Annotated in this window: 11 protein-coding genes and 3 CRISPR repeat arrays; of the genes, 6 read left to right on the forward strand and 5 right to left on the reverse strand. The window is 68.6% G+C overall.

Annotated features, from left to right (window positions below):
* Nucleotides 1-297: 297 nt before the first annotated feature.
* A CRISPR array of direct repeats spans nt 298-1,241; the repeat unit is 30 nt; unit sequence GTGGTCCCCGCGCGTGCGGGGGTGATCCCG.
* Nucleotides 1,242-1,336: 95 nt separating this feature from the next.
* From AC07AB_RS28570 to AC07AB_RS28585, 4 genes are all read left to right on the forward strand, one after another.
* Complete coding sequence (locus AC07AB_RS28570) at nt 1,337-1,933, forward strand: MvdC/MvdD family ATP grasp protein (RefSeq protein WP_478572532.1); 597 nt, start codon at nt 1,337-1,339, stop codon at nt 1,931-1,933.
* A gap of 16 nt (nt 1,934-1,949) precedes the next feature.
* Complete coding sequence (locus tag AC07AB_RS28575) at nt 1,950-3,095, forward strand: methyltransferase domain-containing protein (protein WP_478572535.1); 1,146 nt, start codon at nt 1,950-1,952, stop codon at nt 3,093-3,095.
* 176 nt (nt 3,096-3,271) lie between these two features.
* A CRISPR array of direct repeats spans nt 3,272-3,906; the repeat unit is 25 nt; unit sequence TCCCCGCGCGTGCGGGGGTGGTCCC.
* 97 nt (nt 3,907-4,003) lie between these two features.
* Nucleotides 4,004-4,234: a hypothetical protein gene (locus tag AC07AB_RS28580; RefSeq protein ID WP_478572538.1), complete on the forward strand. Its 231-nt coding sequence runs from the start codon at nt 4,004-4,006 to the stop codon at nt 4,232-4,234.
* Nucleotides 4,231-4,893 carry an HAD family hydrolase gene (locus AC07AB_RS28585; RefSeq protein WP_478572541.1) on the forward strand — a complete coding sequence of 221 codons (663 nt, stop codon included), beginning with the start codon at nt 4,231-4,233 and terminating at the stop codon, nt 4,891-4,893. Before AC07AB_RS28580 ends, AC07AB_RS28585 begins: the two co-directional genes overlap by 4 nt.
* A gap of 1,426 nt (nt 4,894-6,319) precedes the next feature.
* Nucleotides 6,320-7,080: direct repeats of the CRISPR family, unit length 29 nt; unit sequence GTGTTCCCCGCACGCGCGGGGGTGGTCCC.
* Nucleotides 7,081-7,549: 469 nt separating this feature from the next.
* Here the strand turns inward: AC07AB_RS28585 and AC07AB_RS28590 are convergent.
* Nucleotides 7,550-8,512 (reverse strand): hypothetical protein, encoded by a 963-nt coding sequence (locus AC07AB_RS28590; protein ID WP_478572544.1) that lies wholly within the window; start codon nt 8,510-8,512, stop codon nt 7,550-7,552.
* A 341-nt stretch (nt 8,513-8,853) separates the two neighbouring features.
* On the opposite strand from AC07AB_RS28590, the gene AC07AB_RS28595 reads away from it, so the two are divergent.
* The gene (locus AC07AB_RS28595) at nt 8,854-9,195 is read left to right on the forward strand and encodes a hypothetical protein (protein ID WP_478572547.1); all 342 of its coding nucleotides are present in this window, start codon (nt 8,854-8,856) and stop codon (nt 9,193-9,195) included.
* A gap of 163 nt (nt 9,196-9,358) precedes the next feature.
* Here AC07AB_RS28595 and AC07AB_RS28600 read toward each other — a convergent pair whose 3' ends face one another.
* The 4 genes from AC07AB_RS28600 to AC07AB_RS28615 all read right to left on the reverse strand — a co-directional run bounded on the left by AC07AB_RS28600 (nt 9,359) and on the right by AC07AB_RS28615 (nt 11,203).
* Nucleotides 9,359-9,565, reverse strand: coding sequence for a DUF397 domain-containing protein (locus tag AC07AB_RS28600; RefSeq protein WP_478572550.1), 207 nt, complete (start codon nt 9,563-9,565; stop codon nt 9,359-9,361).
* A gap of 191 nt (nt 9,566-9,756) precedes the next feature.
* Entirely contained in the window at nt 9,757-9,963 is a 207-nt protein-coding gene (locus tag AC07AB_RS28605) for a DUF397 domain-containing protein (protein ID WP_478572552.1), read from the reverse strand.
* A gap of 192 nt (nt 9,964-10,155) precedes the next feature.
* Nucleotides 10,156-10,284, reverse strand: a complete 129-nt coding sequence (locus tag AC07AB_RS28610) for a DUF397 domain-containing protein (RefSeq protein WP_478572555.1) — start codon at nt 10,282-10,284, stop codon at nt 10,156-10,158.
* Nucleotides 10,244-11,203: a helix-turn-helix domain-containing protein gene (locus AC07AB_RS28615; protein WP_478572557.1), complete on the reverse strand. Its 960-nt coding sequence runs from the start codon at nt 11,201-11,203 to the stop codon at nt 10,244-10,246. The genes AC07AB_RS28610 and AC07AB_RS28615 overlap by 41 nt, the downstream gene beginning before the upstream one ends.
* A 739-nt stretch (nt 11,204-11,942) precedes the next feature.
* Here AC07AB_RS28615 and AC07AB_RS28620 point away from each other — a divergent pair.
* A complete protein-coding gene (locus AC07AB_RS28620; RefSeq protein WP_478572560.1) occupies nt 11,943-12,398 on the forward strand; it encodes a DUF6255 family natural product biosynthesis protein in 456 nt (151 codons plus the stop codon).
* The last annotated feature ends 11 nt before the right edge of the window (nt 12,399-12,409 follow it).

Here is a 12,409-nt window from a genome sequence, read left to right on the forward strand (position 1 = left end):
GCCTCCGTCTGCTGGTGCGGGGCGGTGGGGTGCGGTGCGGTGCGGTGCGGTGGCCGGGCTTACGGGCGGGTGCCGGGTGACGAGCCCGGAGCAGCGGCTGCTGACCTTGGTTCGATCGTGGTGGCCATTGCCGATAGACGCTGGCCTGGCTGACGTTGAGGGCACTCTGGTGGGGCTGCTCTCGTTGTTCCAATGGTGAGCCCTGGGCCTGGAGATGGGGTTTTGTGCCGTATGCCGAAATCTGCGCAAGTGGTGAGAAAACCGGGTCTGCCGACCTGAAACAGCAGGTCGCGGAGGGTGGTCCCCGCGCGTGCGGGGGTGATCCATCACGCAGCCACATCTCCCCAAGCCGCCCTTCGTGGTCCCCGCGCGTGCGGGGGTGATCCCGGAACCGCTGAGAAGACGCAAGTGCTGGCCAGGTGGTCCCCGCGCGTGCGGGGGTGATCCCGAAGCGTCCGGCCTGGCGGCCGACGACAGCAGTGGTCCCCGCGCGTGCGGGGGTGATCCCGCTGCCGGGGTGACCTTCAACAACGCGTCCACGTGGTCCCCGCGCGTGCGGGGGTGATCCCGGCCGCCCGGTCCGCGTCATCGCCGGCGGCAGGTGGTCCCCGCGCGTGCGGGGGTGATCCCGCGTGACCCTCACCATGCGGCCCGAACCCGAAGTGGTCCCCGCGCGTGCGGGGGTGATCCCGGCCGGGACCCCGACTCCGGATGGGGGATCCAGTGGTCCCCGCGCGTGCGGGGGTGATCCCGCGATCTCGCCGGTCCGGGTGTTCAGCACGATGTGGTCCCCGCGCGTGCGGGGGTGATCCCCACCCGATGCACCATGGCCTTGTGGTAGCCCAGTGGTCCCCGCGCGTGCGGGGGTGATCCCATCAAACTCCTCGACAGCAGGGGAGATGGCTTGTGGTCCCCGCGCGTGCGGGGGTGATCCTTCAGACCCCCTATGTGCCGTGGGACCCGGAAAGTGGTCCCCGCGCGTGCGGGGGTGATCCCGCTACGAGGCCGCGACCCCGTGACGTCACCAAGTGGTCCCCGCGCGTGCGGGGGTGGTCCCATGCGATCAGCGTGGACTCCCCAATTGGGGAGGTGGTCCCCGCGCATGCAGGGGTGGTCCCAGCAGTACACCCCAAAGGTGCGATGACCAGGTGTGGTCCCCGCGCTTGCGGGGGTGGTCCCGAGAGCTTCGCGTGCTCGACCTTGGCGCTGACTTGGTCCCCGCGCGTGCGGGGGTGGTCCCAAGCTCCAGACCGAACAGCAGGCGCGAACCGATTGGGCGCGGGGTGCGGCGGGGATCGGGTTCGGCGGGGTGCTGGCGAGCTTGGATGTGGGGTGGATGAATCATCCGGGGCGGGCGTCGGCGGCGGAGTTCAAGCCGCGGCAGTTGTGTGCGGCGCGGGCGGCGGGGCTGCCTGTTCCACGCACTCTGGTCACCAACAGCGTTGATGAGGTCCGCGGGTTCGCGAAGGCGCTGGACGGCCTGCTGGTCACCAAGCCGCTGGGCGTACCGGTCATCTCGCATGGTGACCAGCGGGAGACGATGTATACGCGGCCCGTGGATCTGGACGCGCTCGATGGCGTCGAGGTGACGGCGCACCTGTTCCAGGAGCAGGTCGCCAAGGCGTTCGAGGTCCGGCTGTTCAGCGTCGGCGATGCCCTGCACGGGTTGCGGATCGACGCGGGCAGCGAGGCATCCCGCGCCGACTGGCGGGCGGACTACGACGCCCTCACCTATGGGCCGGTCGCCGTGCCAGAGAGGGTCGCGGCCGGTGTACGGGCATACATGGCGGCGATGGAACTGTCCTATGCGGCGATGGACTTCATCGTCCGGCCGGGGGGCGAGTGGGTGTTCCTGGAGGCCAATCCGTCGGGCCAGTGGGCGGGTTGGACTCCCCCGAGGTGCCGCTCGCCACCACGATCGCTTCTGTTCTGAAAGGCTGGTGCTCAGCATGAGTGTGGTCTGGAGGCCGTTGGCGCGAGAGCTGGCGGACGTGCTGGAGAAGTCCGGGGACCTGGCCTCCGGTCGGGTGCGGGCTGCGTTCGAGGGGGTGCCGCGGCACGTGTTCGTACCGGCCTACTTCGAGGCCGGTGGCGGGTCGCCGACGGTGTGGCGGCGCCGGGAGGCCGTGGACGAGGACGCCGGGCTGTCGCCGGTGTACGCGAACCGCACGCTGGTGACCGCTCTCGATCCGCGCACGGCGCGGCAGGTGGAGGGGGGCTGGGTGGGGGTACCGACGTCGTCGAGTACGCAGCCGAGCCTGACGGCGCGGATGCTTCAGGCCCTGGCTGTGCGGCCGGGCCAGGCTGTGCTGGATGTGGGGACGGGGACGGGCTATCAGGCGGCGCTGCTGGGGCATTTGCTGGGCGGTGACGGCAGGCTGGTGTCGGCGGATGTCAATCCGGCGCTGACCGACGCCGCTGTGGGCCGCCTGGCTGGGTTGGGGCTGGCTGCGGAGCTGGTCGCCTGCGACGCGACGGACCACGGGTGGGGGCAACGGTTCGACCGGGTGATCGTGTCGTGTGCGCTGCCGCGGGTGACCGAATCGTTGCGGGCGGCGGTGGTACCTGGTGGTCGGCTGATCGCAAACGTGATGCCGCCGGGCTCGGGCCTCATCATCCTCGACGAGTTCGGCGGCGTGCTGGAGGGCCGGTTCCATCCGGGGGGCGGTTCGTTCATGGCCGCGCGCACGGACCGGGCCAGCTACCCGCCACCGGGCCACCCCGCCGTGGAGGACGCCGCGGAGGGGCCGGCGGGTGTGCCGGCGGATGCGTTCAGCGGCTACCACTTCGCGTTTTTGCTGGCGGCTCATTTGCCGGGCGTGCAAATGCAGTTCGGTACGGACGATGAGGGGGTGCCGGTGCGGCGGCTGGTGATGCCGGACGGTGCGAGCGCCGAGGCCGTCTACCCGGAGGACGGGCCGTCGTTGTACCGGGAGCGCGGCGAGGGCGGCATCTGGGCGGCGGCGGAGCGGTGCTGGACGTGGTTCGAGGAGCACGGCCGCCCGTCCTGGGAGCGCTTCGGCCTGACCGTGACACCGGACGGCGGGCATCAGCTCTGGTTCGAGCAACCCGAGCAGGTGGTTCAGGCGTGGTGATCACTGTCGATGATCGCTGGCCTGGCTGACGCTGCGGGCACTCTGGTGGGGCCGCTCTCGTTGTTCCAATAGTGGTCCCTGGGCCTGGAGATGGAGTTTTGTGCCGTATGCCGGAATCTACGCAAGTGGCGAGAAATCCGAGTCTGCCGACCTGAAACAGCAGGTCGCGGAGGTGGTCCCCGCGCGTGCGGGGGTGATCCCCAGTCGGTCAGTAGCTCGACTTCGGCGCCGAGGTGGTCCCCGCGCGTGCGGGGGTGGTCCCGAGTACATCGACCGGCACCGCACCTGAAAACAGTGGTCCCCGCGCGTGCGGGGGTGGTCCCGTCAAGACGTTGCGTGCGAAGTCCTCTTGTCGGTGCTCCCCGCGCGTGCGGGGGTGGTCCCCGATGAGCCAGCGCACCAGCAGTTGGCAGTCCGTGGTCCCCGCGCGTGCGGGGGTGGTCCCTCAAATCATGGCCGGCCGCTGCTATGCCCACCGTGGTCCCCGCGCGTGCGGGGGTGGTCCCGGGCGCGGTCCTGTACGCGGCTTTCGGGCCCTGTGGTCCCCGCGCGTGCGGGGGTGGTCCCAAGCCCGTCAGGGGAAAATGCTGTCGAGCTGAGTGGTCCCCGCGTGTGCGGGGGTGGTCCCTTGTTCAGCACGTTCGCGAAAGTCGCCTCGGCGTGGTCCCCGCGCGTGCGGGGGTGGTCCCGTCTGGCTCGGCGTCAGCATCGAGGACCAGCGGTAGTCCCCGCGCGTGCGGGGGTGGTCCCGCGGCCTGGTGGGGGTGGTACTGGAAGCCGTGGTGATCCCCGCGCGTGCGGGGGTGGCCCCTCTCGGCACTTCACGCGCGGCAGTCGGCGGTGGCACCTTCAGCCTCTGAAACTGGGAAGCGGGAGTCGAAGAGCGCAGTCTTCAAGGTGAAGCCAACGTGTCCGCCGAGCCGGTGGAGTTCGAGTCGCTCGCCTCGGTGCAGACCAGCGTGGCCTTGCACGAGGGGACCTCAGCGTTGAGCTTCGCACCGGCCCCCTTCGCCATCGACGCCGTGGCCTTCTCCTCCTCCTGCTCGGGCGCGTGCGAGGTCGGCGAGCTGGTGCCCTTGACGAGGGGCAGGGCAGAAGACTCCCCCGCGTCCTCGCTGCGCCCTACGCTGCCCGCATGATTCGCGCTGTCGTGTTCGATGTCGGTGAGTGCCTGGTCGATGAGACGCGGGAGTACGGCACGTGGGCCGACTGGCTCGGCGTGCCCCGCCACACCTTCGCCGCCGTGTTCGGCGCCGTCATCGCACAGGGCCGCGATTACCGAGAGACCTTCCAAGAGTTCCGTCCCGGGTTCGATCTGTACGAAGAGCGCGAGAAGCGCGCGTCAGCCGGCAAACCGGAACACTTCGACGAGGGCGATCTATACCCCGACGTACGGTCCGCGCTCGCCCAACTGCGCGCCGCCGGCCTATGGCTCGGCATCGCGGGCAACCAGACCGTACGCGCCGGACGCATCCTCCGCGAGCTGTTCACCGGCGACGTCGACCTCATCGGCACGTCAGACGACTGGGGTGCCTCAAAGCCGGACCTCGCCTTCTTCACACGCGTCGCCGAGGTCGTGCCCTTCACCTCCGATGAGATCCTGTACGTGGGCGATCGGCTCGACAACGACATCCGCCCGGCCGTCGCCGCGGGGATGAAGACCGCCCTCATCCGGCGCGGTCCATGGGGCACGATCCAGCAACATGACCCCGAGGCCGACCGCGTCACGACCATGCGCCTCGACTCGCTCAGTGAGCTGGCGGAGAAGATCGCGAAGTTCAACGCTGAAGAGCGCTGACCGTCGCCTCCCACCCGTACAGCCAACCGTCCAGGTCACGGAGGTACTGCGCGCCGCGCCGTCGCGAAAGGGCCCGCCGCACCTCTCGTACGAAGTCCATTCCCGTGGCGTACCGCTTGAGTGCAAGTTAATCGAGAGCTCGGACCGCGTACTCGCACGCCGCAGCGGGCCTTCCCTCAGCGGCTTCAACCTCCGCGAGACCGCCGTAGATCACTGAGCACTGCTTGTCCGCCGTGGTCGGCAGGTCTTCCAGTACGCCCAGTAGGGTTGTTCGCGCCTGCGCCAAGTACCCATTATTCAAGCGGCGTTGACCTCGAACGCGGTCAACCGCACAGCGCTGAGCCAGTCCATCCATACCGCCGTGGAGTTTCCGGAGCTCGCGCTAAGGACGTCTTCAGCGTGCCCTATGAGGTGCAACGCGGTACGCAGATTCCCGCAGCGCGTCTCACACTCTGCCTCACCAGCGTCCAGCCACGCCCTTACCTCAGCGGACGCTGATGCTCTGCGCGCGTGGGCGCGGGCTGCGGGCATTCGCTCAGCGGCCTGGCCATGCTCCCCGGCCCAACCGGGGATGACTGCCGTGTGTGCGAGGGGCTCCACCCCGAGGAGAGCATCACCGGCCTCACCTGTCGCCTGGAGTGCACGGAGCAGAGTTTCACCGGCCTGACCCGGCCGGCGGAGGTCGAGGGATTCGCCACGGCCCGCCAGAAGATACGGCTCCGCAAGAGGGGCGGCCACGCCAGGCGTGCACGAGTTCGCCGTCTCGGGCAGCCGGGCACACCGAGTCGGGCGTGTTCCAAGAGGGCAGGGTGCAGGGTCGCGGTAGCACGCCCCCAGTACAAGCGACGGTGCGCCCGCGCCACCGAGGCAAAGTCAGGGCTCACGGTGGCCGGTTGTACGACAGAAGCCGCGTGTCGACCGGCACAGTCGCCGAACCTGGCGTTGCGACCGCCCCCGTGATGATCGTGCGCCGGGTCGGGGGTGGTCGCTCGCCCGCCGCCCACGAGGGCTCGAAGCCGAGTTCCTCCAAGCCCTGGCCCAGCAGGTGGGCTACCCCCGGCCAAGCCCGGGATACGGCCACGGCGGGTCCGCCGACACCCACCGCCGCACCTGGCGCGCGCCTACCTTCCACCCTCGGTAGCCGATCTTCGGAGCAGCCACTTCAACCGCGTCAGAGAGTGCCCACCTGAGCCCCACTTCGCAGTACGCGCCCTCACCGAAGCAGGCATCGAGGCCGCCCGCGTAGACGGTAGCTTCGCCAACGATCGCCACCCTGACTGACGTCGCGGGGCACTCTGGCCGGGCTGCTCGCGTTGTTCCAATGGTGGGCCCCGGGCCCGAAGATGGGGATTTGCGTCGTATGCCGGAATCTATGCAAGTGGTTAGAAACCCAGGTCTGCCGACCTGAAACAGCAGGTCACGAAGGGTGTTCCCCGCACGCGCGGGGGTGGTCCTAGCCAGATGAATATCGTGACCCGTATCCACGTGTGTTCCCCGCACGCGCGGGGGTGGTCCCCAGCCCACCAGCCGAGGTCTCGGCACCCCGAGGTGTTCCCCGCACGCGCGGGGGTGGTCCCGCGTCATCGGAAGCGGGCAGGAGGTGCAGCCGGTGTTCCCCGCACGCGCGGGGGTGGTCCCCCGAGGTCGGAGGAATGAGCCACCGTAAAGTCGTGTTCCCCGCACGCGCGGGGGTGGTCCCGGTGTACTCCCGCCCTGGCACAAGCTTCTTGAGTGTTCCCCGCACGCGCGGGGGTGGTCCCAGTTCGGTGGTGTCGTCGTCCGCCATGCGGTCGTGTTCCCCGCACGCGCGGGGGTGGTCCCGCGTCCGATGGGTTGCCACAGGTGGCCGGGGTGTGTTCCCCGCACGCGCGGGGGTGGTCCCGACGGTGTATGGCGCTGCGTGCGTTGAACGGAGTGTTCCCCGCACGCGCGGGGGTGGTCCCCGGTTACCGGCACGGTCGTCAGCCACGGCCGGGTGTTCCCCGCACGCGCGGGGGTGGTCCCTCGGTCGGCAGCCAGGTGCAGAACGTGCTGAGGTGTTCCCCGCGCGTGCGGGGGTGGTCCCGCAGACGAGTACGCCCAGCCCTTGAGCGAGGTGTGGTCCCCGGGCGTGCGGGGGTGGTCCCTGGAGGCGGTCGCGGGTGCGCAGGAGCATGACGTGGTCCCCGCGTGTGCGGGGGTGGTCCCGACTGCCCGGTAAGTTCCCCCTGTTGGAGGATGTGGTCGCCGCGCGCGGGGGTGGTCCCATCAGGGAAAACCCCGCAGTGACCCTGCTTGTGTGTTCCCCGCACACGCGGGGGTGCCCCATGCTGGACCGATCCCCGCCGACCCCGCCCCGCCAACCGGCGCGGCGGATGCGGCGGATGCCGCAGCTACCTCACCGATGCCCTCACCCTCAACACCTCACCTCACCCGGTGCCGCCACCCGGGCCGCAGGCCGCCGGACCGATGCTGCGCGCTGCGCGAATGGGGCACGCGGCCGGACTGCTGCCAGCAGGGGATCACCCCCAACTGGCAAGCTGCACAACTCGACTCGCCCTCCCCAGGCCCCGAACCTGCCACCCGGCGCGGCTCGCAAGAGCCCAAACCGCTCGCCGGCCGCCCCGGGCCCCGGATTCAGGAGCCAAAGGCCAAAGGCCAAAGGCCAAGACGATCGTCAGCCTGGTCCGGCGGCTCGACTCACGGACATGGCCGCCTCGGCTCGCTCCTGCCGACAGGGGCCGCAGTGTGTCTCGTCGGCTACGGGCCGGAAGACGTGTTCGCTGCCGGGCCCTTGGCAGGTCGCGAAGGGGGCGGGCTGCGCGGGGGGTTGGGCGGTGCGGGAACGCCGCTGCTGCTCGGGGAAGCTCCGTGCCTCCGGCAGCTTGTCGGCGAGACGGCGGCGTACGAAGCCCGGTGCGTACCGCACCCCTTCGGGCGGCAGCCCGGTCGTCAGCGCCTCCCGCAGCTCCCCGGCCCGCGCCCCGCGCAGAAACCACTCAGCGGCAGCACCGGCGAGTTCCCGCGCCTCGGATGCGCCGAGGCGTAGGCGGCGGTCGGCGTGGCGGAGTGACAGCAGGACTCTCTCGGCTTCGGCGAGGTGGGGTTCGAGGACCGCTGGTCGCAGTGATGCGGCGGGATCGAGGGGGGTGTGCGGCCCGTCCGGACGATCCTGAACGCCCGGCTCTTCGGCCGGAGCGACGGTGGGTGGGCGGGAGGAGTTCTTCTCCTCGTTCTTCTTCTTACGGAGATAACCACCGGCCCTCCGACCGGTCGGCCCACCGACCGTCGGAGACTGCACACCCGGCGGGACCCCGTCCCGCACCCGGACCGCCTCCTCGCCGCTCAGGACGATGTTGGAGAAGACCTGTTCCGTGATCCAGCGCCCGCGCTCGCCCTGCCACCGCCAGTCATGGAAGTACCCGCCCTCGACAAGCAGCCGCTTGGCCTTCTGGAACGCCCGCCCCGTGATCCCGACCCGCGCCGCATGCTCACCGAGCGGCCTCGCGGACTCGGACTCGGGCAGACCCTGAACGTAGATGAGGAGGATCTTGGCGTCACTGTTCAGACGACAATGACGGACGACGTCGTGCGACGCCTTCACATAGCGCCCGGTGGGCGCGATAACATGCCGGAGCATCCTGGTGGACCTGGTTTCCACTCGCGGTGAAGGCCCTCAGACCGGTGTTAGCGCACCGCTGGGGGCCGCTCCGTACGTACGCACGGAGCGTGATGACCCGGTCACAGTACCGCCAAAGCCGCACCTCGCGCCCCGGATTGGCTTGCACTCACGCCCAAACGCTTACGGGCAAGAGTTCGCCATCTTTGAAGGCCCACCCGGAAGGTCTCCCCTCGACGCCGAGCCGACGATCACGGCGATCAAATGCCCCCGCGTCCGCACGCCCGCACAGGTGAGCGATAGTGCTGGAGCCTGGCGACACGCCCCTCGCCCACACCAAACGCAAGTAGGGGAACACTTATATGGAACCGGACACCCGCGAAGCTCTGGCCAACCTGATCCGTTGGGAGTCACCTCTGGATGGATTGATCTACGCCGCAGGCCAATGCGATCGACTTGCAGACACCCCAGCGACTCTGGACCGCAGCGCCGCACGGGACGTGCTGCACCGGTGCGTATCCAGGGATTTGGACGTCAAGGAATTGCCGCAGTGGGCCACTGCGGTGCACCTGCTGGGTAACGTCGACATCGAAGAGTCAGACACCGACCTGCTGACGCAGCTCCTCTTCGAAGTATCGAGTCCGGAACTGTTCGAGCCGGTCACCACGGACCTGTGCCGGCGCTGGCTCAGCAAGCTGCGCTGAGCACATCACACCGGCTCAGGCAGAAGGAGTGAACCACTCCCGGATCAGTGGAGGCTCTATGCGTTGACCCCAACCGCCAGGCCGGGACTCCACGAACACGAAGCCAGCCGTCACCGAACTTTCTTGTCAGCGGGCGCACTTGAAACTTGACGAAGACCCGCCCTCAGACTTCACAACCGGCAGCGAACGCGACAAACGCCGCCCACGCCTCCAGCGAAACCCCGAGCATCAGCCCCTGCGGATTCTTACTGTCCCGAACCGGGACGACGGGGATACCTACGCCCCTGCCTACCTCGACGCAATTTCCGCCGTTACTTCCGCTATAGCTGCTCTTGACCCACGCCACCGCACTGAGATCGTCTGTGGTCATGCCATCCGAACCCTTCCATCTGGATCGGGATGCCCGCACACGCACACGAACACACAGGCGCAATTACGGTACCCCGCCAGCACGCCGCTAAGCCGCCCACGCGGGGCAATGCTCCTTCACAAGCACAAAAGCCCGCCGTCACCGAACTACGCTGTCAGCGGGCGCACTTGGAACTTGACGAAGACCCGCCCTCAGACTTCACAACCGGCAGCGAACGCGACAAACGCCGCCCACGCCTCCAGCGAAACCCCGAGCACCGGCCCCTTCGGATTCTTACTGTCACGAACGGGGACAATGGGGATACCTGCGCCCCGGCCCACCTCGACGCAGTCGCCGCCGTTGTGACCGCTGTAGCTGCTCTTGACCCACGTCGCCGCACTGCGATCGTCTGTGGTCATGCCATCCGAACCCTTCCATCTGGATGGGGATGCCCGCACACGAACACGGAACATGCAGGCGCAATTACGGTACCCCGCCAGCACGCTATTAAGTCGCGCACGCGTGGCAGTACTCCTTCACGAACACAAAAGCCCGCCGTCACCGAACTGCTTTGACGGCGGGCACACTTGGGGCCTGACGACGAACTACCCTCAGGCTTCACGACCGGCAGCGAACGCGACGAACGACGCCCACGCCTCCGGCGCAACCCTGAGCACCGGCCCCTTCGGATTCTTGCTGTCACGAACGGGGACGACGGGGATACCTGCGCCTCGGGCCACCTCGACGCAATTTCCGCCGTTGTTTCCGCTGTAGCTGCTCTTGACCCACGTCGCCGCGCCGAGATCGTCTGTGGTCATGCGATCCGTACCCTTCCATGATGCGTCTGATCAGAGCGGCAGACTCAGAGGCTGACAGAGCGTCTGCCCTGAGCACATCATAGGTCCGCGCATGCCGCGCGTGGGCTACTGGATCGTCGCTGAAGTAGCCGCGATCCAGAGACTCCGAGTAGACCCATTCTTGGCCATCGGGCAGCGTGATCAACGACATTGACGTGTTGGGCCGCACTATGGCGGCCTGCGGTGCGGCAGGTGCCACCTGGATGCGGATGTTCGCCCTCTGGCCCACGGACAGCAGGTGCGCGCACTGCCCGTACATCACCTCGCCGAACCCCACCACCGTTCGAAGCGCGCTCTCGTCGAGGACCGCCACCAGCAGGGGGCCGTCAGCGGCCAGGAACCGCTGCTGTCGACTGAGTCGCGCGGCGACGCGCTCTTCGAGCAGCTCCCCCGAATCGACCTGCGCGAACAGCGCCCGCGCGTAGTCCTCGGACTGGAGTAGCCCCGGTACGACCTGTGTTTGGTACTCGCGAAGAGCCACCGCAACGGCATCCATCTCTGCTCGCCGCCTGAACCAGTCCGGATGTTCCACCGCCGGATACCAGTCGATCTTGTGCCAGAGCTTCAGGAGCGCCCCGCCGGTGCCCAGCAGCTCGTCGCAGAGTCGGGCGAAGCCCTCCTGCGGGACCCGTGTGCCCGACTCGACGCGCGCGAGGGTCGAGCGGTCGCAGGGGATCTTCCCCGCGAGTTCGTCCTGGCTGTATCCCGCCGACTGGCGGTAATGCTTCAACAGTTCGCCGAACACAGCTCCCGGAGTCTGTACCGTGACCGTCTGGCCGTCCTGGGCATTGCGTCGCCGCATGGTGAACCCCTTTGTTCCAATTGCTTGTTGGAACACTGAAACCCTTGTGACTCTACTCTCCGCGACGCGACGCTTGCCTTGACAGTTCATTGTTCGCCCATACGGGCCACCTGTGACCTCAATCAAGGCACGGAGCAAGGCGGTTGATCCACATGAAGAGCACAGCACGGGCCGCACTCTCACGACTCATCGAGGAGTACGGGATAAACGGCTCACTCCTCGTGCCGAATTCGTTGTTCAGGTACGACGACTCGGAGCGTGACGAGAGCCCGGCGCCCGGCTCGATGGCCTTCCCCGTGTGCCGATGCCCCGAACATCGTGGCGGCGCGGCCTCGTCGCCCATAGACGCGTGTCTGAGTTTCAAGAGCTCGATGGCACGGCGGCGGAATTCGGTGTCAGCCGACCCGTCTGCACCGGCTACGCCCTTCTACGAGGCGTTCGCGCTCCCCCACACCCCGGACCTGTGGCCCGAGTACGGAGTCGTATGCGTCTCGGGCGGAGAAGAGGAAGAGGAGTGCGGCGAGGGGCTGCCGTGCGCGACGCGGGCGGGGTGGGTCGATGAGTGGATGCGGCGGCACTCGTACGAGACCGGGCACGCGTACTTCCGCCGGACCGTCCGCGATTACGCGACGTTGGAGCCCCCGGAGGAGTTCGCGGTCCGCGTGGTCCCCAGCGCAAGGCCGGGGCCAGGGCCAGGGTCGACGCCGGCCGCCACCGGAGCGGTCCGAGACGGTCGTAGATGAAGCGCGTGTACACAGGGGAAGTAATCGCCGCGCTTTTCGCGTTCACGGCGTCGGCGGCCGTCGGGCTGACGGTCACCCTCGCGTTCACCCATCGAGTGCAGAGACCCGCCTCGCCTTCCATTGCCGCTCAGCTCGCGCGGAATCCACGGGCGGACGGAGAACGGGCCGCCGAACGGCTCGCTCGCGTCCTCCGAGTTCCCGTTGCAGAAAGGGAGTCGGTGCGCCGACCGACCGTGTGCGACGGTCCGGCGTTCGGCCGGATGAACGTCGTGTGTCCGCATCCCGAAGGGCTCGTACGCGATCTCGGAAGCGAGTCGTGCGACGTGTGCGGCACTGTCCGGTGGACGGCGTACGGGGCGCTTTCTCCCCGCCTGGACCCGAGAGAGTTCGTGGAATGCGACGCCCCCGACCACCACGGGGCGGAGGAACGCGAGAGGGACTGCGGAACGTAGGAAGACTGCGG

It is taken from the genome of Streptomyces sp. NPDC044033, from assembly GCF_056434425.1.